29 protein-coding genes are annotated in these 26,402 nt (G+C 40.1%); 21 read left to right on the top strand and 8 right to left on the bottom strand.

Annotation, left to right across the window (positions count from 1 at the left end; all coding sequences use genetic code 11):
• Positions 1–10: 10 nt before the first annotated feature.
• From BuS5_RS13765 to BuS5_RS13750, 4 genes are all read right to left on the bottom strand, one after another.
• Positions 11–1,498 carry a glycosyltransferase family 9 protein gene (locus BuS5_RS13765; RefSeq protein ID WP_027354220.1) on the bottom strand — a complete coding sequence of 496 codons (1,488 nt, stop codon included), beginning with the start codon at positions 1,496–1,498 and terminating at the stop codon, positions 11–13.
• A gap of 20 nt (positions 1,499–1,518) precedes the next feature.
• Positions 1,519–2,559: a lipopolysaccharide heptosyltransferase II gene (waaF, locus tag BuS5_RS13760; RefSeq protein WP_035265614.1), complete on the bottom strand. Its 1,041-nt coding sequence runs from the start codon at positions 2,557–2,559 to the stop codon at positions 1,519–1,521.
• Positions 2,560–2,816: 257 nt separating this feature from the next.
• Positions 2,817–3,002: an aldehyde dehydrogenase family protein gene (locus BuS5_RS13755; RefSeq protein WP_027354222.1), complete on the bottom strand. Its 186-nt coding sequence runs from the start codon at positions 3,000–3,002 to the stop codon at positions 2,817–2,819.
• On the bottom strand, positions 2,978–3,127 hold the full coding sequence (locus BuS5_RS13750) for a hypothetical protein (RefSeq protein ID WP_157487406.1): 150 nt from the start codon (positions 3,125–3,127) through the stop codon (positions 2,978–2,980). Before BuS5_RS13750 ends, BuS5_RS13755 begins: the two co-directional genes overlap by 25 nt.
• Positions 3,128–3,463: 336 nt before the next feature.
• Here BuS5_RS13750 and BuS5_RS13745 point away from each other — a divergent pair, with 336 nt between their 5' ends.
• From BuS5_RS13745 to BuS5_RS13735, 3 genes are read left to right on the top strand one after another with little or no spacing between them, the layout of a single operon-like run.
• Positions 3,464–3,934 (top strand): universal stress protein, encoded by a 471-nt coding sequence (locus tag BuS5_RS13745; protein WP_027354223.1) that lies wholly within the window; start codon positions 3,464–3,466, stop codon positions 3,932–3,934.
• Positions 3,935–3,939: 5 nt separating this feature from the next.
• Complete coding sequence (locus BuS5_RS13740) at positions 3,940–4,746, top strand: inositol monophosphatase family protein (protein WP_051374850.1); 807 nt, start codon at positions 3,940–3,942, stop codon at positions 4,744–4,746.
• Positions 4,743–6,209 carry a M48 family metalloprotease gene (locus BuS5_RS13735; RefSeq protein WP_198012269.1) on the top strand — a complete coding sequence of 489 codons (1,467 nt, stop codon included), beginning with the start codon at positions 4,743–4,745 and terminating at the stop codon, positions 6,207–6,209. Before BuS5_RS13740 ends, BuS5_RS13735 begins: the two co-directional genes overlap by 4 nt.
• A gap of 16 nt (positions 6,210–6,225) precedes the next feature.
• Here BuS5_RS13735 and BuS5_RS13730 read toward each other — a convergent pair whose 3' ends face one another.
• Entirely contained in the window at positions 6,226–6,510 is a 285-nt protein-coding gene (locus BuS5_RS13730) for a hypothetical protein (RefSeq protein ID WP_027354225.1), read from the bottom strand.
• On the opposite strand from BuS5_RS13730, the gene BuS5_RS13725 reads away from it, so the two are divergent.
• The 8 genes from BuS5_RS13725 (at position 6,497) to BuS5_RS20535 (ending at position 13,787) form a co-directional block, all read left to right on the top strand.
• Complete coding sequence (locus BuS5_RS13725; protein WP_157487407.1) at positions 6,497–6,790, top strand: transposase; 294 nt, start codon at positions 6,497–6,499, stop codon at positions 6,788–6,790. The two genes, BuS5_RS13730 and BuS5_RS13725, sit on opposite strands and share 14 nt — an antisense overlap.
• An 842-nt stretch (positions 6,791–7,632) precedes the next feature.
• Positions 7,633–7,860 (top strand): AbrB/MazE/SpoVT family DNA-binding domain-containing protein, encoded by a 228-nt coding sequence (locus BuS5_RS13720; RefSeq protein WP_027354226.1) that lies wholly within the window; start codon positions 7,633–7,635, stop codon positions 7,858–7,860.
• Positions 7,850–8,185 (top strand): type II toxin-antitoxin system PemK/MazF family toxin, encoded by a 336-nt coding sequence (locus tag BuS5_RS13715; protein ID WP_035265615.1) that lies wholly within the window; start codon positions 7,850–7,852, stop codon positions 8,183–8,185. The genes BuS5_RS13720 and BuS5_RS13715 overlap by 11 nt, the downstream gene beginning before the upstream one ends.
• Positions 8,186–8,224: 39 nt before the next feature.
• Positions 8,225–9,301: an ATP-binding protein gene (locus BuS5_RS13710; protein ID WP_274427749.1), complete on the top strand. Its 1,077-nt coding sequence runs from the start codon at positions 8,225–8,227 to the stop codon at positions 9,299–9,301.
• Positions 9,302–9,353: 52 nt separating this feature from the next.
• On the top strand, positions 9,354–10,451 hold the full coding sequence (locus BuS5_RS13705) for an ATP-binding protein (protein WP_274427748.1): 1,098 nt from the start codon (positions 9,354–9,356) through the stop codon (positions 10,449–10,451).
• Positions 10,452–10,468: 17 nt separating this feature from the next.
• Positions 10,469–12,016, top strand: a complete 1,548-nt coding sequence (locus BuS5_RS13700) for an ATP-binding protein (protein WP_035265617.1) — start codon at positions 10,469–10,471, stop codon at positions 12,014–12,016.
• Positions 12,017–12,359: 343 nt separating this feature from the next.
• Entirely contained in the window at positions 12,360–13,514 is a 1,155-nt protein-coding gene (locus BuS5_RS13695) for an RNA-binding domain-containing protein (RefSeq protein ID WP_035265628.1), read from the top strand.
• 69 nt (positions 13,515–13,583) lie between these two features.
• Positions 13,584–13,787 carry an adenylyl-sulfate kinase gene (locus BuS5_RS20535; protein WP_027354231.1) on the top strand — a complete coding sequence of 68 codons (204 nt, stop codon included), beginning with the start codon at positions 13,584–13,586 and terminating at the stop codon, positions 13,785–13,787.
• A 189-nt stretch (positions 13,788–13,976) separates the two neighbouring features.
• Here BuS5_RS20535 and BuS5_RS13690 read toward each other — a convergent pair whose 3' ends face one another.
• A complete protein-coding gene (locus BuS5_RS13690) occupies positions 13,977–14,387 on the bottom strand; it encodes a hypothetical protein (protein WP_035265618.1) in 411 nt (136 codons plus the stop codon).
• A gap of 371 nt (positions 14,388–14,758) precedes the next feature.
• Between BuS5_RS13690 and BuS5_RS13685 the strand changes: the two genes are divergently transcribed.
• The 10 genes from BuS5_RS13685 to BuS5_RS13640 all read left to right on the top strand — a co-directional run bounded on the left by BuS5_RS13685 (position 14,759) and on the right by BuS5_RS13640 (position 22,950).
• Positions 14,759–16,120, top strand: coding sequence for a transposase (locus tag BuS5_RS13685; protein ID WP_274427745.1), 1,362 nt, complete (start codon positions 14,759–14,761; stop codon positions 16,118–16,120).
• 49 nt (positions 16,121–16,169) lie between these two features.
• Positions 16,170–17,534: a putative transposase gene (locus BuS5_RS13680; protein WP_274427744.1), complete on the top strand. Its 1,365-nt coding sequence runs from the start codon at positions 16,170–16,172 to the stop codon at positions 17,532–17,534.
• A gap of 158 nt (positions 17,535–17,692) precedes the next feature.
• Positions 17,693–17,947, top strand: coding sequence for a type II toxin-antitoxin system HicA family toxin (locus BuS5_RS13675; RefSeq protein ID WP_027355119.1), 255 nt, complete (start codon positions 17,693–17,695; stop codon positions 17,945–17,947).
• Positions 17,947–18,159, top strand: coding sequence for a type II toxin-antitoxin system HicB family antitoxin (locus tag BuS5_RS13670; protein ID WP_027355118.1), 213 nt, complete (start codon positions 17,947–17,949; stop codon positions 18,157–18,159). The genes BuS5_RS13675 and BuS5_RS13670 overlap by 1 nt, the downstream gene beginning before the upstream one ends.
• A 213-nt stretch (positions 18,160–18,372) precedes the next feature.
• Positions 18,373–18,606 (top strand): ribbon-helix-helix domain-containing protein, encoded by a 234-nt coding sequence (locus BuS5_RS13665; protein ID WP_027355117.1) that lies wholly within the window; start codon positions 18,373–18,375, stop codon positions 18,604–18,606.
• A complete protein-coding gene (locus tag BuS5_RS13660) occupies positions 18,603–18,914 on the top strand; it encodes a type II toxin-antitoxin system PemK/MazF family toxin (protein ID WP_051375223.1) in 312 nt (103 codons plus the stop codon). The genes BuS5_RS13665 and BuS5_RS13660 overlap by 4 nt, the downstream gene beginning before the upstream one ends.
• 76 nt (positions 18,915–18,990) lie before the next feature.
• A complete protein-coding gene (thyX, locus tag BuS5_RS13655; RefSeq protein WP_027355115.1) occupies positions 18,991–19,623 on the top strand; it encodes an FAD-dependent thymidylate synthase in 633 nt (210 codons plus the stop codon).
• A 434-nt stretch (positions 19,624–20,057) separates the two neighbouring features.
• Positions 20,058–21,177 (top strand): IS3 family transposase gene (locus tag BuS5_RS13650; RefSeq protein ID WP_245266731.1). Its coding sequence is split into 2 segments (ribosomal slippage): positions 20,058–20,330 and positions 20,332–21,177, totalling 1,119 coding nucleotides; the frame shifts between segments, so codons are not numbered across the junction.
• 234 nt (positions 21,178–21,411) lie between these two features.
• Positions 21,412–21,609, top strand: coding sequence for a hypothetical protein (locus BuS5_RS13645; RefSeq protein ID WP_274427654.1), 198 nt, complete (start codon positions 21,412–21,414; stop codon positions 21,607–21,609).
• A 363-nt stretch (positions 21,610–21,972) separates the two neighbouring features.
• Positions 21,973–22,950, top strand: coding sequence for a putative transposase (locus BuS5_RS13640; protein WP_274427743.1), 978 nt, complete (start codon positions 21,973–21,975; stop codon positions 22,948–22,950).
• A gap of 131 nt (positions 22,951–23,081) precedes the next feature.
• On the opposite strand, the gene tsaB is transcribed toward BuS5_RS13640, so the two are convergent.
• Positions 23,082–23,780, bottom strand: coding sequence for a tRNA (adenosine(37)-N6)-threonylcarbamoyltransferase complex dimerization subunit type 1 TsaB (gene tsaB, locus BuS5_RS13635; RefSeq protein ID WP_027355031.1), 699 nt, complete (start codon positions 23,778–23,780; stop codon positions 23,082–23,084).
• Positions 23,781–23,783: 3 nt separating this feature from the next.
• Entirely contained in the window at positions 23,784–26,195 is a 2,412-nt protein-coding gene (gene lon, locus BuS5_RS13630) for an endopeptidase La (RefSeq protein WP_027355032.1), read from the bottom strand.
• Positions 26,196–26,402 lie beyond the last annotated feature (207 nt).

Raw genomic sequence — 26,402 nt, 5'->3', positions numbered from 1 at the left:
TATTACGGAATTAAATCCTTAACTGCATTATGCGTGTGATAATATCATCCACTTCAACGGCGCGGGGGTCGGTCAGGGTGTCCACATGAACAATGCTGCATCTGTTGGGGCCGTGCGCGCTCCAGCGCCTGATGAAACGCATGTTGTTGGAACCTGCAAATATTGTCAGGCAAGGTGTCCCAAGCGCTGCGGAAATATGCTGGCAAGCGGAGTCATAACCTATGAATTCCTCGGACATTGCTATTAAGGCGGCTATCTCTCCTATGCCGCTCTCTATTCCTATTACACCCCAGTTAATCAGCTCTTTTTTGGTTGAGCCGAATGTTGAGTGCCGGGTGGGGTATCCCTGCTTGTCTATTTCTGCGATAAGAGCGTTGATAGATAATGTCTCCTGGTCGCCGAACCCTTTATCCAGCAGGATAACCGTATTCGGTTTTTGTAAAAGAGTGATCAGAAGTTTTTTTTCAAGGTTTTTACCGACACTTTTACGTGAATTGCCGCCTACTCCAAAATTAGCCACAATGATGTTTTCTGCTCCGTTATTACGAAGATCGTTGAACAGTTTACCTGATACCTGAAGGTATTCATCAGGTATCCATACTTTGGGAAAATTAAACCCCATGTTATCCGTAATATCATCAAGCCATTTATTAGTCAGTTCAACCATGGACATTTTTTTGTTAAAGGAAGTGTCGGACCTGCTGTCGAAAAAAAAATAATTATTTTCAGGAATCAGCGGCAGTACTCCCAATTGCGACAGGCGTGAATCAGGATCTATCAGGGCAATATTATCCAGATGAACAGATGCAGTCTCCCGGTCTATAATCTCAAGAACCCGGTGCCAGCTCGAAAGACGCGGCATAAGACCGCCTTTTCTGGAATATGAAATTCCTTCAATTCTGATATTTGAATTTGCCCCGTAAACTTCTTTAAGCTTGCTGTTTCCTATAAGAACTATTTCAGCATCGGGATATAGTTCTGCCAGGCGCTGTATAACAATGCTGGTTATGGCGACATCCGCTCCGATGGTAACACGTGACAGAATGAGTATTTTTTTAATAAAGCCTTTATTTGCAAGTTTGTTTCCGTTCAGCCTGATACTGTTTATCCGTTGCAGCATATCATCATCAGAGTGAATCATGAATTTTTTAAGCCGGTTATTGAGTTCATTGCCTTCGGGAATTGTTCTGCAGAAAGAGATGACCTGGGTCATGACCCGATTGTAGGTTTCTGTTTGAAGAGTTTCAAAGTCATCGCATAGTCTTTCTATGATTATTTCAAAAAGAGCCTGGGTGCCAGGATTGTTAAGCTGGGGATTTTTTGAAAAAGTCATCATTTCACAGAGCAGGTCTATGAAATCTTCTTCATAATGACAGTCCTTCAAGTAGAGATCCAGGAATGAATATGCTATTTGCCGGGACAGCCGGACAAGATTTTCGGGCCTGATATTTTCTTTTTTCAGCTCAGACCATTTTTTTCTGTATGATGAGTCAGGCATAGTTTGAAATTGTGAATTGATTATTTTTGACGGTTCATTAATTGTTTGGCTGCTTGAAATACATCCTCGGGGCTTATGAGCAGCATACATTCATGCCCTTTTGGACAAACCGGTTTATGGCATGGAGAGCAGTCCAGTTCTTTTCTCAAAACAACAGTTTTTTCGAGATTGGTATTTGTATATCTGTGATCGGTGGGCCCCATGATCACAAGTACAGGCACATCAAGCGCTACGGCATAATGCCTCGGCCCTGTGTCATTTGTAATCAGAAGCGAGCAACCCTGTATGAGATATTTCAGAAGGGCAAGATCGACCTTGTCCGGTCCTGTATTTATTATTTTTGCCGAAGACTCCTTTATTATGGTTTCGGCTATGATATCCTCTCCCGGACCTGCAAATAATAAAATTTTGCAGTTCCACTCTTCTGAGAGGAGTTCAGCCAGCCTTGCAAAATAAACGGGAGGCCAGCATTTGGAGGAACCGAATTTTGCCCCGGGATTTATGCCGATGAGCATGTCTTTTTGTTTTATCCCATATTTTACAAAAAGTCGTTCTCCTTTTTTTTTCAATGTCTCTGAAATAAAGAGAGCGGGTCTTACGGCAGCAGAAATATCCAGCCCCAGCCATTTGCAAATTTTCATATAATAGTCCTGCATGGGCATGGGCAGGTATCCGTTTTTATCAGACACCGGTGCGGGACCGCCGGTCAACAACAGGGACCTGCCTCCCCGACGGTATCCTAATACTTTTTTGGAGAAGCCGAGTCTGGCAAGCAAGGCAGATCTGAAGGAGTTTGGCAGAAGTATGGTAATGTCCGGTTTGATGCTGCGTATTTCTATCAAAAGTTTAAAAAAACCTGCAATTGTTTTATCATTGCAGGGGATTAAATGATCAAACCAGGGCCCGTCTTCTATTACGCCTTTGACATATTTTCTTACAACACCGGTAATTGTTGCATTCGGATAATTGCTGCGGATAGAATCGAAAAAGGGTATGGCCATGACAACATCGCCGACCCAGTTTGGGCAGAAAATTATTATGTTTTGCTTTCTCTTAATCATATCTGTTTTTCGATTCGATAACAGAATATTTATACTTTAACAAGTATAAGTTACTATTATCCATATGTAAGGTCGTTAATTACCATCAACTTCTCGATGCTCATTTCATGCATGGCAGGGCCGATGCCTTCCACACCAAGTCCTGACTCTTTGTTTCCGCCAAAAGGCATCCAGTCCACACCACGCTTCAGGAAGGCCGGCCTGGTAAAGAATATTTACCAGCTTTCTGCAAGAAAGGGGTGTTGCGGATGATGGTTTTACAATGACAGGACATCCTGAATTGCCACTTTAATTCCGTTGACGGCGCGGTCAATCTCTATTTTTGAATCAACAACAGGTTTACCACCCTCCAAGGCAGCCGTTTTTGCCAGTTCCGGAGAACGTTTTTTTATTAATTCAACCGCCTTTTTAAATATTTTTATGCGCTGATAGGGGGAAGCCATGCAGAACGATCTTTGTACAGGCTGTAGGATTCATCCAGTATTGATAATGTCTCACCTTCACTTGTTTTGTCAAGTTCCTCGATTAGATATTGATCATAAGGGTTTAAAACCTTTATTATTTTCATTTTACACCCCCTCAGTATAAGGTACAAGTTTTGCGCCGGAATTCCTTTATAGATTATCGGTCAAAACCTTCGGTCGACGTACTACCAGTACGCCTTTTCAAGATTTTTACCTCTATCCTTGTGCCAAATTTTAAAATTGGGTAATTATTTGACAATCTATAGCAGGGTATTTGCCAAAAAAGTATTGTATTAAACCTTTTTTATATTTAAAAGAGATTAGGTGCTGTATGGAATTATTGCAAAACATATTATTTTGTGAGCGGATAGTTTTCTGGAGGTTGTAAAGTAAAAAATATTTATGAATTAGGAATTAGACTTTTAAAAAGGAGGGTAATTATGAATAATAGACTGCTGGTAGCATTTGATGATTCGGAAAACGCCATGAGGGCGGTGGAGTTTATTACAAAATATTTCACTGCGGATCACAAAATAACACTCTTTAATGTGCTTCCTGATTCTGCTGTTTTATGCGCTATAAACAGCCCGGAATTGACCCCTTACTTTTTATCTCAAAAGAGTTCTTTTTGTATCCTTGAAGATAAAAAAAAGGAACTTATTAAGGAAGCAATGAAAAAAGCTGAACAAAAACTTATAACGGCCGGTTTTGACAAAAAAAACATTAAACTGAAAGTTGAAAACAAAAAAATAGGCATTGCAAGAGATCTGATCGCTGAGGCTCAAACCGGTTATGATGTGGTGATACTGGGAAGAAGAGGTCTTTCCGGAATCAAGGAGTTCCTCATCGGAAGTGTTTCACAAAAAGTACTCCATTCGGTAAAGGGTGTCTCGGTTATGATAATAAATTAGGGATTATGATAGAAAAAGCAAAAAAAGCGGCACGTGAAGCCGGAAAAATTTTATTAAAACATTTTGGCAATGTTCCACAGTCGGCTGTTCGGAAAAAAGCACGTAATGATTTTATCAGCTTTGTTGACGAGAAATCTGAAGAGACTATTATAAAGATTATCAGGTCGGCATTTCCTGACCATGCAATTCTGGCCGAAGAGGGCGGCGCTTTTGAAAACGACAACCCTTATCGCTGGATTATTGATCCCCTTGACGGAACAACTAATTATCTTCACTCTATTCCTGTTTTTGCCGTTTCTATTGCTCTGGAGTATAAAAATAGTTTGATCGCGGGCGTTATTTATAGTCCTTTGTCCGATGAAATTTTCTGGGCGAGTAAGGGTGAAGGGGCTTTTTTTAATGGCCGATCCATTTCAGTATCCGGGACTTCAATACTTGAAGAAAGTTTTATCGCTACCGGGTTTCCTTTTAAAAACAAGGAATTGTTATCTGATTATCTTGAAGTTTTTAAAAATATTTTTCAAAAATGCATAGGGGCAAGAAGGATAGGCACCGCTGCCATAGATCTTGCCTATGTTGCAGCGGGCAGATTCGATGGGTTCTGGGAAATCGGCCTTAAACCATGGGATGTGGCGGCAGGTGCAATAATTATAGAAGAGGCCGGTGGAATAGTAACAAATTTCTGGGGTGGATTTCAATATCTGAACAATCCATATATAATCGCCTCAAATGGCAAGATACATAAAGAGATGGGCGAGATCATAAAGCAGGTTTTCCCTTCTGCGCCTTGCGCCGATAAGTTTAGCAAATGAAACGATTTATTAAATATATATATATGCTTTTCATACTGTTGGTTTTTTGTGGGTGTGCAGTTAATCCTGTAACTGGAGATCGCGATTTTGTTTTGATGAGCGAAGCTGAAGAGATTTCCATCGGCAGGCAATATCACCCTAAAATTCTCAAACAGTACGGTAAGTATCATGATCCTGCTTTACAGGCATATGTGTCTCAAGTAGGGAAAAAATTGGCGTCTTTCAGCCACAGGCCGGGACTTGTGTACCGCTTTACAGTTTTAGACTCCACTGATATTAATGCGTTTGCCTTGCCGGGTGGGTATATTTACATTACCAGGGGGCTCCTGGCTTACATGAATACTGAGGCGGAACTTGCAGCGGTACTTGGGCATGAAATCGGCCATGTTACGGCCAGGCATGGTGTGCGTCAGCAAACAGCAGCCACTGCGGGAAATATAGGTATGACAATAGGCCAGATTCTTGTGCCTGAATTGCGCAATCAGGCTGCTTCCAATCTATACGGTCTGTTAAGCGGTGCTTTTTTAAGCGGATACGGCAGAGAGCATGAACTTGAGGCGGACGGGCTTGGGGCCGAATATCTGGCCAGGGCCGGTTATGATCCTCATGCAATGATAGATGTCTTAAAGATTCTAAAAAGTCAGGCTGAATTCAGCAGTGAGATTGCCAAATCCGAAGGCCGGAAGATTCAGACTTATCATGGCCTGTTCGCTTCGCATCCCGATAATGACACCCGGCTGCAGAATGTTATAAACAACAAAAGACTGCTTTTTTCGCGGAAAAATCATTTGAAGGACGATAATAATTTTCTTGCCATGCTGTCAGGGCTTACCTTCGGGGACAGCGCTGCAGAAGGGATTAGACGGAAAAATAAATTTTACCACAGGGAACTTGGATTTGCCGTTTACTTCCCAGAGGGATGGATTCTTAAAAATCGTCCCGACAGCCTGCAGGGATTTGCTCCAAAAGGGAAGGCCAGTGCTCTCCTTACCTTGCAGGATATAAACAAGCTTATTACTCCCAGGGAGTTTTTAACAGAAAGACTAGGTTTTAAACAACTCACCAACGGAAAAAATATAAAGCCGGCAGGGCTGAACGGATATACTGCTTTTGCAGAGATTAAGTCCTCTGTCGGGATGCGCTATGCCAGGGTCTCTATTATTTATTTTAATGACAGGGCATATATATTGATCGGCATTGCAAAAGATATGCAATTACAAAATAATATAAACGATAATATGCTGAAAACAGCCTTAAGCTTTCACCCTTTAAGCAAAAAGGAAGCTATTCTGGCAAAACCTTTAACCATTCAGCTACAACGCGCAACAACATCCACCACATACAGAAAGCTTGCCCGAGAATCACGTTTGCCGGGGTATGCGGAATCTCAACTCCGTTTATTAAATCATCAGTATCCAAAAGGAAAACCTGTGCCAGGCAAGATGCTTAAAGTTGTACGTTGAAGTTCCACTTTTTGATTTAATCCTTAAAACAATATTTGGACATTAAACAGATTACTCCAAGGCAGATCAGCAGAATATATAATGGCATTGTTATAATATAGTCTGCTGCGGTTTTAACGAAATCGACCGAGATATTATTAATCCAGCTCAAATTATCAGGGTCGACCAGTTTTTTTATGGTAGTTGCTTCTTGGACGGCTCCCGTACTCAATGTGCCCATCAGAGTCGACAGTTTCTGAAATCCGACCGTCAGCAGACCGCCCAGGCATAATGCCAGTCCCAGCAGGGTGAGTTTAGACATAAGATTCTCCTCAATTATTCCAAAGTATCGTCAGAAAGTATTCTACGGCAAAATGCGCCGGAGAGTCTGCCGAATTCTTCGGGAATTGTGTAAAAAAAAGGGGTGGAATTACTCGAAGGCCATGCCGAATCACATACATTTGTGTCTTAGCATTTCACCTAAACAGCAGTGCCTGAACGAAAACTATCATGTTGATAAAATAATTATTTCCAGCTTTTTTCTAAACGAAGATTTAAAGCGATTAGCTTTTAGCTCTAAAAATGTTCTGTTTTTACTTTAACACCTAAAACTTCATTTAAATAAATAGACAATAACCCCTCGTTTTATTATTGATTAATAAGGTTTTTATTCAGGCACTGAAATTCCATAAAAATCCATCGTGATTTGATGAAACAAAAACGAATAACAGGGATGCATTTTTTGGGCCAAAGGCTATTGAGCAAATTCGGGGGACACCATACCTATTTATTGTTGACTATAAATTGCAATTATCCTCTGAAAGGCTATTGCAAGAATAGCAATAATAGTGGCACCGGGGATGCCACATCATATCACTCAAAGAGGAAACAGACGGTTAGTAACCTTTTTTTCTGATAAGTGAACGGTTCCCATATTCCTTTTCGGCTTTTTTTATAGCGGAGGCCAAGGCTCCAGAAGTCCCTTTTTCAATTTCATGAGGTACATGAAAGCAATCAGATGAATGGTGTGCGTTTAAACCCTTTATTGTGTGGTTGATTAATCCTTTCCCTTCATCGCCGTAAAGGAAAGTGTGTAGGCTTCAGAATCATCCTGTATAGATTTCTGAGCTTCTTCAATGAGGTAAGATACCGGTCCAAAATTTTTTTTCAAAAACATTTTTTTCAGGTTTATCAATCATAACGCCTCCAAGGTAAAAGTTTGCGCTATGATTAAACTATAAATCAAAATTTTTGTTTGCGGAAAAGATTTGTTGTAATTTCAATAGGTTGTTGTATGGTCGCACAAAAGATATATTCGGCAAAAAATGTGCCGAATTTTTATGCAATCACCCTGCGGGGATGGACCATTCCTGTTGACAAAACAAGCCGCAGGGAATATCTTTACCGTAAAGAGTAAAGATTAGGAATTAAAGAGGTGAACCGAATGCAACATGTGAGCAAACTATCTACAAAAGGGCAGGTAACCATACCGGCGGAACTAAGGAAGGCTATAGGTATAGAACCGGGCGATATGGTAGCCTACGAGTTGCAGGGGAAAAGTGTAAAACTTAAAAGGGTCGAGCCGTTTGACGCAGCTTACCACGCAGCGGTGTCAAAAACCCTTGAAGAGTGGAACAGCCCTGAAGATGAAGAGGCCTTCAATGATTTGTAGTCGATATGATGTGGTTACAGTCCTTTTTCCATTTATTGACAGACCTAAAACGAAAAAACGCCCTGCGGTTGTACTCAGCAACAAAGAATTTAACAAAAGCAACCACACAATTCTTGCTATGATAACTACTAAAAAAGAGCCGGCATGGCCGGGAGACTTCCAAATTAGCGATTATACAGATGCCGGATTAAGACTTCCATGTCTGATCCGTTTTAAGTTTTTCACGCTTGATAACAGGTTGATGCAAAAAAAAATTGGGCATTTAAGCGAAAACGATTCAACTCAAATAGCAAAACATCTATCTTCTTATCTGACGGCGTGCTGAATTTTGATGTAATTCTGTTAAAGAATAGGGGAAACCGGGATGATTCAATTTAAGATAGATATTTCTTTCATAAACAGGGAGAGAGAGATGACCGAGTTGCGAAATTATCTGGAAGGCCAACCCAACGCCATTCTTTTTTTGTACGGTCCCAAGTCGTCCGGCAAAACTACCCTGATGTATCGACTGTTCGAGCAAATGGAGGCCGAAAAGAAGTATAAGATCAATTTTCTCAACCTGCGTGAGGTTTTTTTGACCACGTATGATGATTTTATTGATGCCTTTTTTAAATCAAGCAGCTCGGGAAATGGCCTGAAAACCGGTACCCGGAGGCAGTACAGCCTATTCGGCCTATTCAAGCTTGACGCTTTTACCGAGAAGATGCTTAAGAAACGTCAGGAAGACCCCTTTCCGGTTATAAAACGGGAATTTCAGCGTCTGCTCAAAAAGGGTATTCAGCCAGTGGTCATTATCGATGAATTCCATAAACTTGATGGCCTCTATCTGCCGGACAAGCAGAAAAGGCTCATGGTGGAATTAATGAATTTTTTCGTGGCCATGACCAAGGAAAGTCACCTATGCCATGTGATCATCGCTTCGTCGGATGCTTTTTTCATCGAACAGGTCTATGTAAACAGCAAGCTCCGCAAGACAAGTGAGTTTATGAAACTGGATTATCTTGAGAAGGAGGATGTCCTTGTCTGGCTTCGGGATATAAAAAAATACAACCAGGTTCAGGAGTACACTCTTGATGAGAAGCAGATAGAGACAATATGGGATACGGTTGGGGGCAGTGCCTGGGAAATTTATTATATTCTAAGAAAACTATTGCTGTATTCCCTGGATGCCATAGCCTCAAAAATCAAGCGGGAAAAGGTGTCTATGATCGCCGACTGGACATTTGGTGATGAAGCCCGTAATTGCCTTTTGCGTCATTTTAGAAAACAACCGATCCGCAAGCTTGCAGAACTTGCAGGAACCGGCAAGGATCTCCTGGGGCAGGCAGTCAAGGACAATATTCTGTATTACGACCCGGTAGACGGAATTTACGGCATTCAGGGCAAGAGCCTGGAATGGGGAATCAAAGGATATTTCGAGGAGACGGAAAAAACCGACTGAACATCCAATGCGAGCTTTGACGCTGTTGGTTTAATGAATAGGGAAAATCAAGATGACACAGTTTAAGATAGATATAACTTTCATAAACAGGGAGAGAGAGATGGCCGAGTTGCGAAATTATCTGGAAGGGCGGCCCAACTCCATCCTTTTTCTATACGGTCCCAAATCGTCCGGCAAAACTACCCTGATGTATCGACTGTTCGAGCACATGGAGGCCGAAAAGGGGTATAAGATCAACTTTCTCAACCTCCGCAAGATTTTTTTGACCACGTCTGATGATTTTATCGATGCCTTTTTTAAATCAAGCAGCTCGGGAAATGGCCTGAAAACCGGTACCCGGAGGAAGTACAGCCTTTTTGGTCTTTTCAAGCTTGACGCTTTTACCGAGAAGATGCTTAAAAAACGTCAGGAAGATCCTTTTTTGGTCATGGAGCGGGAATTTCAGCGTCTGCTCAAAAAGGGTATTCAGCCAGTGGTCATTATCGATGAATTCCATAAACTTGATGGCCTCTATCTGCCGGACAAGCAGAAAAGGCTCATTGTGGAATTAATGAATTTTTTCGTGGCCATGACCAAGGAAAGTCACCTATGCCATGTGATCATCGCTTCGTCGGATGCCTTTTTCATCGAACAGGTTTATGTGGACAGCAAGCTCCGCAAGACCAGTAAATTTATGAAACTGGATTATCTTGAAAAAGAGGACGCCTTTGCCTGGCTTCGGGATATAAAAAAATATAATCAGGTTCAGGAATATACTCTTGATAAACAGCAGATAGAGACAATATGGGATACGGTTGGCGGCAGTGCCTGGGAAATTCATTCTATTCTTGAGGATTTGTTTCAATATTCCCTGGATGCCATCGTGTCAAAAATCAAGCGGGAAAAGGTGTCTATGATCGCTGACTGGACATTTGGTGATGAAGCCCGTAATTGCCTTTTGCGTCATTTTAGAAAACAACCGATCCGCAAGCTTGCAGAACTTGCAGGAACCGGCAAGGATCTCCTGGGGCAGGCAGTTAAAGACAATATTCTGTATTACGACCCGGTAGACGGAATTTACGGCATTCAGGGCAAGAGCCTGGAATGGGGAATCAAAGGATATTTCGAGGAAGTTATTTCATCCTTGTTCCTAAATAATAAAAAGGGATAAAAATCTGAGTTAACATTATGAAAAAACTCCCTATCGGCATACAAACATTCAAAAACCTGATCAACGAGGGGTATCACTACGTTGACAAGACATCATTCGTTCACGACCTCGTAACAAAAGGCAAGTATTACTTTCTCTCCCGGCCCCGCAGGTTTGGCAAAAGCCTCTTTTTGAGCACCCTGAAGTCCGCCTTTTCTGGTGAAAAGGATCTTTTCCAAAGACTTTTCCTTAAAAATAACTGGGATTGGAGTGTAAAATATCCCGTGGTGCATATCAGCTTCGGCTCCGGCGTATGTAAAAGCGTGGAAGATATTCAGGTGACTTTTGATGAAATTTTATATGATCACACGAAAAAGTATGGAATCCAATTCGCAAAGAAAAGCCGTAAGGGGAGATTCGGAGAACTGATACAGCTTCTCAATGAAAAATACAATCAATCTGTAGTTATTCTGATTGATGAATACGACAAGCCGATTCTTGATAATATTCACGATAAAACAACGGCCATTGCAATTAGGGAAGAACTGAAAAATATTTATTCCGTCATCAAGGACAGCGACCCCTACATCAAGTTCGTTTTTATTACCGGAGTATCCAAATTCAGCAAGGTTTCCCTTTTTAGCGGTCTGAACAACCTTGAGGATCTTACACTGGCGGTGCGGTATTCTTCCATTTGCGGTTACACCCGGAAGGAACTGGAAACAGTATTTGTCGATTACCTTGAAGGTGTGGATCTGAATGAAGTCAGAAAATGGTACAATGGATATAGCTGGTTAGGTGAAGAGGTTTATAATCCTTTTGATATCCTTCTATATTTGAGAAACAAGGATTTTCGGAGTTACTGGTTTGAAACTGCTACCCCCACATTCCTCATCAAATTACTTGAGACGGGACAATACTATATCCCTGATCTCTACAATCTGAGCGCGGGCGAGGAGATTATCGGCAGCTTCGATGTGGATAATATCAAAGTCGAAACACTCCTTTTTCAGGCCGGATACCTGACGATCAAAAACTTGCAACAAATCGGTGCTTTTCGTCGTTACGACTTGACGTATCCCAATCTCGAAGTGGAATCCAGTTTGAACAACTACATTTTGAGTGCCCTGGTTGAAGACCACCTTGCAAAGACCCGAAATCAATCCTCGATTCTGGATGCATTGCAGGCTAATAATTTAAACAAGCTCAAGAACACTATACACGCCTTTTTTGCCTCCATACCAAACCAGTGGTATCGCAAGAACAGGATTTCTAATTATGAAGGCTATTATGCCTCGATCGTGTACTGTTACTTTGCTGCGCTGGGTCTGGATACAATTCCGGAAGATTCAACGAACCATGGCATGATTGATCTAACCATCCGATTTAACGGCAGGGTGTATATCATCGAATTCAAAGTGCTGGAACTAACTGCAAAAGGAAACGCTCTAAGCCAAATCAAGGCAAAAAGATATCATGAGAAATATTCAGGAAACGACATCTATCTGATCGGAATTGAATTCAGCAGCGAAGATCGGAATATCGTTAATTTTGAATGGGAACGGATATTGGCTGAAGCGAAATGAAATACAAAATGACCTATTTTTTTTGTAACCGTTCACGGTTGTCGGTTCACAGTTAACGGTTTAAAAACATACCATACTTGAGATTTAAACTGAAAGGGGGGGGACTTTTAGGTGCCGGTTCTTCCGGATTTATGCTTCTTTTTGTTCCACCTGAAAAGCAGCGGCAGATCAAAGATGTTCTGCCAGGATATCTCCATGTTCCGTTTAAATTTGAAAGCAAGGATCAGGGGAAATATAAAAAAGGTACGCGGAACCCTAAGCAAATACCCATAAAGAGCAATAAGTTATACTTCAACGATGCGCATTTAATTTTGAAAAAACATGGAATTAGGATTAAATGACAATGGAAATACAAAAAATATTGGCACTAATCAGCCAGGGTGAGAATTCATCAATCGAATTTAAATCAGGAAACGTAAGACCGGAGAGTGTTGCTAAAGAGATGGCTGCTTTTTCAAACAGTTTTGGAGGAACCCTTTTAATCGGAGTTGAGGATGATGGCATTATAAGTGGAATTAATATGGAAAAGATTGACCAATGGCTTGCGAACATTGCACGAAACAATGTAATACCTGCAATTTCACCGGACATCAGCATTGAGAATATAGAAAGCAAAAAAGTTGCTGTTGTAGAAATACCCAAGGGGATGAATAAACCCTATCAAACGATTGACGGAAAATACTATATAAGGATTAGCTCTACAAACAGAACAGCAACAAAGGAAGAGTTAAGCAGACTTTTTCAGCAGGCAGGAATAGTTCATTTTGATTTGTCACCTGTGGAAGGAACGGAAGGAAAGGATCTTGATTTGCTTAAGGTGAACGACTACTGGTCAACTTGTTACGATATCAATTTTATTTCACTCGAAAAACATGAACAACAGAAAATATTAATAAACTCAGACATTATTGTTCCTTTTGAAGGAGAAAACGTAACAAGTGTTGGTGGTTTACTTCTTTTTGGAAAACAGCCCCAAAGACGATTACCTCAAAGCTCTATTAAAACTGCTATTTTTAAAGGGGAGGATATTACTGATGATATAATTGATAAAAAAGAGATTATCGGGGTTTTACCTGAAATAATTGATAATACGGCATCGCTTATCAATATTTTTTTGCCAAGAGCTTCAATTGTAAAAAAGCTAAAAAGAGAAGAGCAAATTCTTATACCTGTCAGAGTAATCAGGGAAGCGCTTGTAAACGCCGTTAGTCATCGGGACTATTCAATTATAAACAGACATACAACAGTATATATATTTAGCAACAGGATTGAAATTACATCTCCAGGTAAAATAGCAAATACTCTTACGCTGGAAAAAATCAAAGTAGGCAATTCTGCTATACGGAATCATTTCCTGGTAAAATATCTTGATAACATGAGATACATAGACGGTCTTGGTAGAGGTATTCCCATGATTATCAAAGAAATGGGAGAAAGGGCTATCTTTGAAGAAATAGGAGAACTGTTTCGCGTTACTTTTTTATTTTGTAAAGCTTAAGCTAAATAAAATTAGCCAGGGAAAGATGTTAATATGTGCAGACAAAAAAATAAGTATAAATAGAATTGTTTGTTTTGCCAAATAAATCGTCTGTGTTTATTAAAACGTGACCCAAAAGGTTTTTACAAAAAAGCCGGCGAAGGCAAAATTACCAATATGACAGGTATCTCTGATCCTTATGAAGAGCCGGAACACCCTGATTATATTATTGATACAGACAAACTTGATTTGAAGCAATGTGTGGATAAGGTGATCAACTTTTTGCTAAAATAGGGTTTGATTATGAAGATGTGAAAACAGCAGGATTGGAGAATCCGGTGTGTCCCAGGCATGCAGACGTATTAAAGATAAAATAAGAAAAAACAAAAAGCGTGAAGGAAAAATTTCAAAGATTGAAAAAAAGATAAAAGCGTGAAGAATGAAGACCTGACCCCTATGTCTTTTTCGGACAGGCTCATGGGTTTAAATAATGCCGAGAGATTTCAGAAATGCTCCAAGCACTCCGAGGATGGAAATGCTTATGGCAATAGTAAACATCCGAAGGGTAAAATATCTTTGCTTTTCATCTCTGTGATCCAATTTATCTCCTAAACGATCAATCGAAGCAATAATTTGTTCAAAACGTTTGTCTCCTTGTTCAAAGCACTTGTCCATATCCGATTTCATATCATCAAAGCGTTTGTCGACCTGTTCAAAACGCTTGTCGATATCACATCTGAAATCTTTGATATCACTTCTAAAATCATCCATCTGGCTTTGCATGTGGTCAAAGCGCACCTCAAAGTATTTGGAGGTGGGGATGATGTTGGCCACCAGGACATCCATGGTTTTTTTGTCCAGAGTCAAACCTTCTTCGATTTTTTCTTCAGGCATATAAATCTCCCTTTTTTACCTTTACTTAATAAATAATACACCATTTCACTGATTATGGCAATATTATTTTCTATTCATCTCATGTTAAGGGTGTTGCAAAGATTGCTATTATCGGTAGTTAAAACAAATAGTTACGCCATAATGGAAAAATGGGGTTTTTCTGGGTTAACTAATTGATTTTATTATCAAAGTTTTTTTACTTTGCAACATCCTTATGTTGTCGACCCGACGATTTTTGCGTCAAAATTTTGACTTTTTTTTTGGCTTTAAATATTGCTCAAGTTTTCGAAAAATAATAGTAGACAAAATTAACAAAACGTGTCAAAATAGTTTGGTTTATTTTTTTCTCACATATACATCAAGGAGAACAAATGAAAATTCCATGTGCCAAACGGCTTGGTTTTGTTGTAAGTGGTCTCTCTTTTCTTCAACCCGCACTGACGAATGCCCAGATGTATGACTTTACCTTGGTTGCTACAGCATTAATATTAGGGTCACGTCTACATCTTACTGAAATTAGCTGTATGTTGCTGAAAGAGAAAGCAGTGAGCACACTTTCCTATCTTTTTTCGAATGCAAAAATTTGTACAGATGAATTGCAAATGCTCTATTTGCTTCAGACACTCAACACATACAAAATTTCTCATGGCTATTTCATCATAGATGATACCATGAAACATCATACCAAATTTTGTAAATGGATTCATGGTGTTTTCATATTGTTCGATCATGCACTTGGAACCAATTTAAAAGCAACTTGCATTGTTTTCCTCTATTATAGTGATGGGGCACTTATCAAATTCCCCATTGCTTTTCGAGTATATCACAAGGGAACCGGTACTCTTATGCCTTGGCAACGCGGTAAACGGTGTGACTGCATAACCAAATATGATCTTGCAGTAGAAATGATGGAGTGGGCCATATTAAAAGGGTTTCCAAAGTGTATTGTTCTTGCCGACTCCTGGTTTGGAATATCGCCATTTATCAAGGAGCTTAATCGGCTTAATCTTGACTATGTGCTTGAGATAAAAGCTAATCTCAAGATAAGAGAATCATGCAAAGAACCAAAGTTAACTCCAAAGGGACGATTAGCAAAATATCAATACGATCTTGTTGGATTAGCAAAATATTTTGAAAAAATAACAACCTTTGTTCGTTGTGGATTTCCTGCCGACCCGGAAACAGGTCAAAAGGAAAAAGCACTTTACATAACCAAGGCTTCAACAGTTCGCTTGAATGCCATACCTGGCAAACATCGAATAGTTGAAAGTCACGACCCTGCCACTCAAACCATCAAGTATCTCCTCACCAATTGTCTCACCTGGGAAGCCACCAAAATCATTTCTGTTTATAGCCACCGCTGGGTTATTGAGGAGTTTTTCAAGAATGCAAAGCAGTTGTCCGATATGGAGGGAGCCACTATCAGGAGTGAACAAGGCGCAACACTAGCGTTGTACCTGGTGTCCTGGATTGACTTCCTCCTCCATTTGGAGAATTACAAGCAATGCACTGTTGGAAAACTGCCAAAGGAACCATTAACGATTCCTTCAATAGTTCGCCGAGCGCAAAACGAAAATTTGGAAGCGTTTGTCTTGCGAGTACAATCCGATGAGGATTTCGTTAACAAACTGGTTGAATTCAGCAGGGCTAACATGAACCGCAATCGTAAGAAATACAAAGAGTTAGTTGTTATTAATGGGGATATTGCTGCTCCTATGAAAAAGGCCGCATAGCAAAAAATATGCCAGATGCCAATTTTTACAGGAACTATTTTTCGAAAACTTGAGTAAATTGCCTCCAAAAAGAGATGTTTGGCAATGGTTCTATGCAGCTTGTAATTTACGATTTTCCACATCTCTTTGTAAATTATTTTTTAAGCAACAGCTTTTAGGCGGATTGGTCAGTACCTGTATATGGTTTGCAGATGGGCATCTGCTTCCATACACAGGCAGACGAAAAATTCATCTTGCCTTTAATACACAGCGCAAAATGATGATGCCGGGACAAACAAATATAGTTACATGCGATGAAAGTGGTCGTATTGTTGATTTTCAGATTCAAGAAGGAAAAGGCGATCTTAAAACTCATATTGTCGAACTGAAAAAAAAATGGGCCAAGGAACTTACAGAGCCTCCCATCATGGTCTTTGACAGAGAAGGGTATGGCGCTCCATTTTTTAACTCTCTTATTGAAGATAAAATTCCCTTTGTTACTTGGGAAAAACACGTTGATTCAAAAAAACTCAAGGAGTTAGATGATGATTGTTTTAACGAATCCTTTGAGATGAACAACAAAAAATACCGCATTTTCGAGGGTGAAAAGACCTTCACCCTGGAGGAAAATGGTAAAACTAAAACCTTTGAACTCAGGAAAATTTATCTTTGGAATCAGACCAGCAACCGTCGGACATGCTGTCTTGCATGGGATGACGGCAGACCTATAACTACTCTTCAATGCGCACAAGCTATATTGAACCGCTGGGGTGCCTCTGAAAATACATTTAAACACCTCCATGACAGGCATCCTTTTCATTATCACCCCGGCTTTAAAACATTAGATAGCGATAAACAGCTTATAGCAAATCCTGCTATCAAATCCATTGAGAAAGAAATTAAGACCGTACGTAAAAAGCTTGATAAAAAGCATAAAAAAAATTCAAGGACTAAGGAAGTTTTAAACAAAGATGGCTCAAGGCGCGAAAACAGCTTGAAAGCCTGTTTAGAATCAGGAATAAGCCAGTTAGAGGCAGAGCTCACAAAGCTCCTCAATGAGAAAAAACAACTGCCTGAAAAGGTGGATGTTTCTACTCTTGAGGATTATAATTCCTTTAAGAAGATTGATAATGAAGGAAAAAATCTTTTTGATTTTGTTACAGCTTCATTATGGAATGCGCGTAAGGATATGACTGACTGGTTATTGTGTCATTACCCGAATGAAAATGAATATGTGGACTTGTTTTATGCCATCACTCAGTCTCATGGATGGATCAAATCTGAAGCAGACAGAGTGGTTGTCCGATTGGAGCCTCTTCAACAACCAAGCCGCCGAAAAGCGCAGGAACAATTTTGTAAAAGATTGAATGCATTAAGCGCCTATATTCCGATTGGAAAAATATTACAGATTGAAGTTGGTTCGTCACCTATTTAAAAGGAAAGTGTCCAAAAAATTATGCTTAAAATGCTATTTTTTTCCGAGGTCTGTATTAAGACTTTTATGGAAAAATTATCTCTCATTGATGTTGGAAATCGCTCAACTTAGATAATAACTAAATTTGTAGATTGCTTTTGAATTAGTTGACAATTATTATGAGCAAATACGACAAATTAGTCTTTAAGATACGCATAGGTATGAGCGATGGTAATATCGCCTTTACTGATTTGCTTAACCTGTTGAAACATCTTGGGTTTGACATGAGAATCAAAGGAAGTCATCATGTTTTCAGGAAGGATGGTGTCATAGAGAAGGCCAATTTGCAGAAAGAAGGCAACAAAGCAAAGCCCTATCAGGTTAGTCAAGTGCGCAATATTATAGTCAAATACAAATTAGGGGGTAATGTATAATGGATAAATATGAAATTATTATTTACTGGAGTGATGAAGATCAAGCCTTTGTTGCTGAAGCTCCAGAGCTTCCTGGTTGCATGGCTCATGGCGATACTCACGAAGCCGCACTAACCAACATCAAAACAGCGATGGAACTTTGGATGGAAACAGCAAAAGAGTTTAATGACCGTATTCCTGTTCCACAAGGCCGTCGTCTTGCTTTTGCCTAAGCTGTAAAGGGCACCGAACAAGTCATTTTAGTCTGAAGGCTAAAAGCTGCTGCGCTTTGAATGGTTTTACTTTTTATTATTTTTTGAGCTTTGTGAATGGCCTTGGCTTCGACCCGCCGCCGCTCGATTCTACGTTGGGCGAATAAATAGGATTGACATGACCCTTAATGTGGATTATTATAGTTATAAACATCCACATTATGGAGGTGCAATATGAGAACCGTACAGATGACCCTCGATGATGATCTTGTCAAAGCGGTCGACTGCGTTTCTAAGCAACTTCGGACCAATCGTTCTGCTTTTACAAGAAAGGCACTTCGTGAGGCACTTGCCCGCCACAATCTTGAGCAACTGGAGCTTAAGCACCGCAAAGGATACGAACTTCATCCCGTTGGTGTCGATGAGTTTTCAGTTTGGGAAACAGAGCACGCTTGGGGTGACGAATGAAACACGGCGAAATACGCTGGTATAAATTCGTTCGGCCGGATAAAAAAAGACCCGTCCTTATACTAACACGCGATTCAGTGTTGGAATACCTTGGTGAAGTAACCGTCGCTCCCATTACAACTACGGTTCGCAATATACCGTCTGAGGTTCTTCTTTCGAAAGCCGACGGCATACATCGGGATTGCGCTATCAACTGCGATCACTTGCAGACTGTTTCGAAGGGTAAAATCGGATCATTGATAATTTTTTTATCTCCGGCAAAGATGTTTGAAGTGGGGCGAGCAATCCGCTTTGCCCTAGATTTTTGAATCAAGAAGGCCAACCTGTTGGGACGGTTTTTCTACCGCATCCAAAATCAAATTTGTCAAAAAAAGGAGATCAGGTTTGAGAATTATATCCCCAGGCCATGAGATACTCTTTATACAGGACGGAGCATCTATTTTAAAGCAGATTGAGGCCGCCGGGCGGACATGTTACAAATCAGAAAACAAAATTACTGCTGATTCCGCCGCCGGATTTGTGAAGAGTATTATTAAATCAGGGCATCATAGCGTTGTTGAACATATCAGCATCTCTGTCCGTTTTATATGCGACAGGGGCATCACCCATGAGATTGTCCGTCACAGACTGGCTGCTTACAGCCAGGAGAGCACCAGATATGCCAACTACTCAGAGGACAAGTTCGGGAATGAGATTACGGTTATAAAACCATATTTCTGGTCTGAGGGTTCTGAAGAATATTTGGAATGGGAAACAGCCATGAAGAATGCGGAGCAGAGCTATTTGAAGCTGCTGCAAAACGGCGCCAGACCCGAACAGGCCCGGAGCGTACTGCCCAACAGCCTGAAGACCGAAATTGTCATGACCTGCAATTTAAGGGAGTGGAGACATGTTCTGGCTCTCAGATGTTCCAAAGCATCACATCCCCAGATTCGGGAAATAATGCTTCCTCTGCTGGCGGAATTCCATGAGAAGATACCGGTATTGTTTGATGACCTTTATGATAAATATCTATGAAAAAGATATGAACATAACCCTTGTTTTCCCGCCTTTTTATCTATAATCTTCCTCCGTTGAGGTTGATTAACCTGGCCACCAGCGTAGATAATAGTGCTCATAATGTGTAACCGTTCACGGGCAATAATCGTTTTGAGTTTAAAATTTAATATCTAACCGCAAATTTTTTTAAGAAAAATTTTGCGTTCCAGTGCCTGATGGTTTATAGTGTCAGGAATGGAATCAGTCATAACATATCGGAGGCGATCAGTCACCAGGCAAAATATAGCGACCGTCAGGCGGATTATTGAATCACATCCTGACAAAAGCAGACGCTTCATTTCTCAAGAAGTCTGCAGGGAATGGAACTGGAGACTATAATACTCCCCAAAAACTGGACAGTTGTTTAAGGTGTAAAATGAGTATATCCTGATCAACAAAAAGGAGGCTCATCAATGGGTAAAATTCGAAAAAATTACAGTGCATCATTCAAAGCTAAAGTAGCGCTTGAAACGGTTAAAAAGGAAAAGACGATTTCTCAACTATCTAGTGAATATGGAGTTCATTCAAATCAAATAAATCAATGGCGAAAGCGTCTATTAGAAGAATTGCCCGATATATTTTCAAAAAAGCGTCAAAAAAAAGAAAAAGACGCTGAAGAATTCCAGGCGGAGCTTTACCAGCAAATCGGCCAATTAAAGGTCGAATTGGACTGGCTAAAAAAAAAATCTAACCTTCTCAATTGATATAAAGCGTCAATACATTGAGCCGAATCATTCTTTGATACCGGTAATGCGCCAGTGTGATCTTTTGGGAATAAACAGATCAACCTATTACTATCAATCCTGCAAAGATGAGAGCTATAACCTGGCTCTCATGCGATTGATAGACGAAGAATATACCCGATATCCGTTCTACGGTGTTGAAAAAATGACGGCCGTATTAAAGCGACAAGGGCACACTGTTAATCCTAAACGAATAAGACGTTTGATGCGGCTTATGGGACTTGAAGCTATATATCCAAAACCAAATTTGAGCAAAGCATCAAAAGAGCATAAAATTTATCCATACTTGCTGCGAGGCGTTTCCATTGAGCAAGTTGACCAGGTGTGGTCAACGGATATTACCTATATCCGTTTGAATTCAGGTTTTATCTATCTTGTAGCAGTGATAGACTGGTTTAGTCGGTATGTCCTGAGCTACGAATTTTCAACCACATTGGATAAGGATTTTTGTATAAAAGCCTTACAGGGTGCCTTAAAAATTGCAAAACCTAAGATTTTTAACACGGATCAAGGCAGTCAGTTTACCAGTGATGCCTTTACCGGCGTTTTAAAAAAAGCCGATGTGAAGATCAGCATGGACGGCCGGGGCCGTGCTCTGGATAACATTTTCGTAGAGCGCCTTTGGCGTACCGTGAAATATGAACGTGTTTATCTTCACAATTATGAGACCGTCAGGGAGGCTATTCAAAACATTGGAGAATATTTTGGCTTTTACAATAATGAACGACTCCATCAATCTTTGGATTACCAGACCCCGGCAGAGATATATTTTAAAACTTTTCCAGGGTAATTTCAGAACCACTTTGTATAATTAATTAGAATACCATTAAGTCGTATTGATATTATAAAAAATGTTTCCTGCTGCAAACAAGATAAAAGCGTACTATCCAACACATAATCAGTTGGTAGTAGAGTTTATTTGAATATTGCATAACGCTAATCAAATATATAGCGTATTTTTAGGATGATTTTTTGAATAGCGTTGCACTTAATTCAACATACTATATGTTTTGGAGGTAAAAAAATGAGAGGAGGAAAACGTGCAGGGGCTGGTCGAAAAAAGAAACCAGACCATTTGAAACGAGAGCTTGTGACAATTAGATTACCACAGTGGATGATTTCACAGCTCAAGAGGAATGGTCAAATTGGTTATTTAATTGAGAGTCAATTGGCGAAAAAAGATTTTTTGAATTTGCCGGATGATTACGAAATTGATAGTTAAGATCGGACAAATTAAAGGAAGTAACAGGCAAGATTTATCAGCAATGGTGATCAATGTGAGGTTGTAAAAATAATATATTTTGGTGAATGCCCTATTCAACGTGCGGCATAAGTTATAAACATATTAATATTGAATTTTAACAGTATGTTAATGAGATACAAAAAAGTTATAAACATTTTATCAATAAGTTATGAACATTTTAGAATGGTATTATTATTTATTAAATCAATTAGTTAAGTTGTTTATGAACATTTTTATGATAAACAGAAACATATTTTTTTTATTTACTATTATTTTTTTAATTTTCAGGATTATTTATAGCTCAAAAGCGCACCTTAAAAAACCTTGTTTTTTGTCTTGACAATGGGGAGTACCTTACTTATTGAAGATAAAATTCCCTTTGTTACTTGGGAAAAACACGTTGATTCAAAAAAACTCAAGGAGTTAGATGATGATTGTTTTAACGAATCCTTTGAGATGAACAACAAAAAATACCGCATTTTCGAGGGTGAAAAGACCTTCACCCTGGAGGAAAATGGTAAAACTAAAACCTTTGAACTCAGGAAAATTTATCTTTGGAATCAGACCAGCAACCGTCGGACATGCTGTCTTGCATGGGATGACGGCAGACCTATAACTACTCTTCAATGCGCACAAGCTATATTGAACCGCTGGGGTGCCTCTGAAAATACATTTAAACACCTCCATGACAGGCATCCTTTTCATTATCACCCCGGCTTTAAAACATTAGATAGCGATAAACAGCTTATAGCAAATCCTGCTATCAAATCCATTGAGAAAGAAATTAAGACCGTACGTAAAAAGCTTGATAAAAAGCATAAAAAAAATTCAAGGACTAAGGAAGTTTTAAACAAAGATGGCTCAAGGCGCGAAAACAGCTTGAAAGCCTGTTTAGAATCAGGAATAAGCCAGTTAGAGGCAGAGCTCACAAAGCTCCTCAATGAGAAAAAACAACTGCCTGAAAAGGTGGATGTTTCTACTCTTGAGGATTATAATTCCTTTAAGAAGATTGATAATGAAGGAAAAAATCTTTTTGATTTTGTTACAGCTTCATTATGGAATGCGCGTAAGGATATGACTGACTGGTTATTGTGTCATTACCCGAATGAAAATGAATATGTGGACTTGTTTTATGCCATCACTCAGTCTCATGGATGGATCAAATCTGAAGCAGACAGAGTGGTTGTCCGATTGGAGCCTTTTCAACAACCAAGCCGCCGAAAAGCGCAGGAACAATTTTGTAAAAGATTGAATGCATTAAGCGCCTATATTCCGATTGGAAAAATATTACAGATTGAAGTTGGTTCGTCACCTATTTAAAAGGAAAGTGTCCAAAAAATTATGCTTAAAATGCTATTTTTTTTCCGAGGTCTGATGTTATAAAATAATGAAGGATTCGATGGTTGTCAATAATTTCTGTCAAAACCTTCGGTCGACGCACTACCAGCAAGCTACCGGTTGGATCTCATTTTTTCCGCATCGGATGCTCTTATATAGCTTGGCACCAGCGGGTGTGGTTCTGTAGAGTATTTTTTTTGCAGTTGCTCCATTCCGAGCCGTGCAATCGTCGATGCTTGAATGGTATTTTGCAAGAAAGAGGGAAAAATTGCCAGGTGCCCAAGTATCCCTTTTATTTTTTGTTGATACAGGAAGGCTCCGTTTCCGATAAAAAGAGCATGCCCATCTATATCGGAAACTGTTTGTTCAGGAGTCATAACCGTTTCAGCAGACTCTTGTTTTACAATGCTACAGTTAAATCCTGATGCGGATACAGAGTAACGTGCGCTGTAGACCTCACCTCTGCGTGCATCAATCATGGTGCAGACATGCCCTGAAAAAGAGGATTGCGCAGCTAAGGCAGCCAGGCTTGATATACCGGCAACCGGTTTGCCTGACGCTGCCGCAAGCCCTTTGATTGAACTTATGCCTATGCGGAGTCCGGTAAATGTTCCCGGGCCTTTGGTAACTGCGAATCCGTCTATATCGTTCATTTTGAGGCCGGCCAGGTCAAGCCCCTTTTTAATCATCTCCATCAAATGCCTGGAGTGGGTCTGGCCGCTGATAAGGGTTTGCTCACATAGAAGATTCCCGTTATCTATTAAGGCAACGCTGCAACTCATTGTCGCAGTATCTGCTGCAAGTATCTTCATCTATTATTTGTTATTGCTTGTTTTTTTTGTTTCGTTTTTTTCTTTCTCTAAAACAATCGAGAGAGCCTCATCCATGTTTTTTACGGAAATGAATTTTATTTTTCGTTTAACATTTGCTGGTAATTCTGCGATATCCTTTTTGTTTTTTTCCGGAATTATAATGGTATTGATTCCGGCCCTCAAAGCGCCCAGCGCCTTCTCCTTTAGACCCCCTATCGGGAGAACCCGGCCTCTTAAGGTGATTTCCCCTGTCATGGCTATATCTTTATTTAAAGGTTTGCCGGTTGCGGATGAAATCAGGGAAGCGGCCATAACAATTCCTGCTGAAGGCCCGTCTTTTGGTATGGCGCCGGCTGGAACATGTATATGTATATCAAGATTTTCGAAGAAATCTTTTTCAATGTCCAAAGATTGCAGATTTGCCTTGGTATAACTAACGGCGGCTCGTGCGGATTCCTGCATAACATCCCCAAGCTGTCCGGTTATTATCAGGTCACCCTTGCCTGATATCAGGGAGGATTCAACATATAGTACCTCTCCGCCTACCTGGGTCCAGGCAAGCCCTGTGGCCAGACCTACCTGGCTCTCTTCTTTGTCCATTTCAGGATAATATTTATGCAATCCAAGATACTGATGCAGGTTGTTCTGTGTAATCTGAAAAAGTTTTTTTTCTCCCTCTGCTATTTTACGCGCTATTTTGCGGCATATTTTTTTAATTTCACGTTCCAGGTTTCTCAAGCCCGCCTCCATGGTGTATTCCTGTATTATTTTGAGCAGAGCACCGTTGCTTATGGAGAGGGTTTTCGGTGTAAGGCCGTTCTCGGTGATTTGACGGGGGATTAAAAACTTTTCTGCTATAATTTGTTTTTCTTCTTCAGTATATCCTGTAAGATTAATTACTTCCATCCTGTCAAAAAGGGCTGAGGGGATTGTATCGGTTATATTTGCAGTGAGGATAAACATTACTTTTGAAAGATCGAAGGTAATGTTCAGATAGTGATCGCTAAATTCCGAATTCTGTTCAGGATCGAGAGCTTCCAGCAATGCGGAGGAAGGATCACCACGAAAATCCGCCCCTATTTTGTCGATTTCATCCAGCATGAAAACAGGATTATTGGTGTTGCACTGCTTTAAGCCTTGTAAAATACGGCCTGGCAGCGCCCCAATATATGTGCGTCTATGACCTCTGATTTCCGCTTCATCCCGTATACCGCCAAGAGATATTCTTATGAACTTGCGTCCCATTGCCTTGGAAATAGCCTGACCCAGAGAAGTTTTGCCGACACCTGGAGGCCCGGCAAAACAGAGAATCTGCCCTTTGGACTGGGGGTTAAGTTTTTTGACACTAATATTTTCCAGAATACGGTTCTTGATTTTTTTCAGACCATGATGTGCTGCGTTTAGTTCTTCTTTAGCTTTTTTTATGTCAAGATTGTCTTTAGTCGATTTGCTCCAGGGCAGTTCGACCAGCCAGTCCAGATATGTCCGAATAACAGATGATTCTGCGGAATCAGGATGCATCAAAGAAAGACGCTTTAACTCTTTCTTAGCCGCCTTGCCGGCTTCGGAAGGCATTTTAGCCTTTTTGATTTTAGTTTTATATTCGGTTATTTCCTTTGATTTGTCATCGCTATCACCAAGCTCCTTGTTGATTGCTCTAACCTGTTCTCTTAAAAAATAGTCACGCTGATTCTTGGATATCTCAACTCTGACATCAGACTGTATTTTAGCCTGCATGGAAGAGAGTTCAAGTTCTCTTGAAAGGAATTTGTTGATTTTTTTAAGACGTTTAACAGGATCGACAAGTTCAAGCAGACTTTGAGATTCTTCAATTTTCAATTTTAAATTGGATGCAACAAGATCGGCCAGTTTGCCTGGAGATTCAATACTCTCCAGGATAGAACTGATATCGCCTGAGAATTCATCCTTTAATTCTATTATCTTTTCGGAATGCTTTCGCACACTACGCATTAGCGCTTCTATAGGGATAGTGATGTTCTTGACAGGCTTTTCAAAAATTACTTCCGATTTAACACGATAAAAAGATCTTTTCCGTACATATTTGATTATTTTTGCTTTGGCGATTCCCTGGATCAGAGCTTTAATCCTGCCGTCAGGAAGCTTAAGGATACGCAGAATTCTGGCAATAGTGCCTATAGTGTACAGGTCATCCGGCTGTGGGCCTTCTTTCAGGTGTTGTTTTTTTTGTGTTACAAGAAGGATAAAACCGTCTTTTGCAACAGCCTCATCAACAGCCCGTATCGATATGCTGCGCCCCACAAAAAGCGGGAGCAGCATATCCGGAAAAACTACAACATCCCGAACGGCCAGTAGTGGTAGGAGATTGGGTAAGTCAATATCTTTTTCTTCTTCTTCGAGCAAGCTAATCAGATCGTCGTTGTCAGCTTCAGCCATTGTTACTCCTTAATTTATTACAGAAAAAATATTTTAAGACAGACTTATAAAGGGTGTTGTAAAGATTGCTATTATTGGTAGTTAAAACAAATAGTTACGCCATAATGGAAAAATGGGGTTTTTCTGGGTTAACTAATTGATTTTATTATCAAAGTTTTTTTACTTTGCAACACCCTTTTATAATATAAAACATTTATTATTTTTGCC

The organism is Desulfosarcina sp. BuS5 (genome assembly GCF_028752835.1).
GTDB lineage: Bacteria > Desulfobacterota > Desulfobacteria > Desulfobacterales > BuS5 > BuS5.
This window is presented reverse-complemented; position numbering and strand designations above follow the sequence as displayed.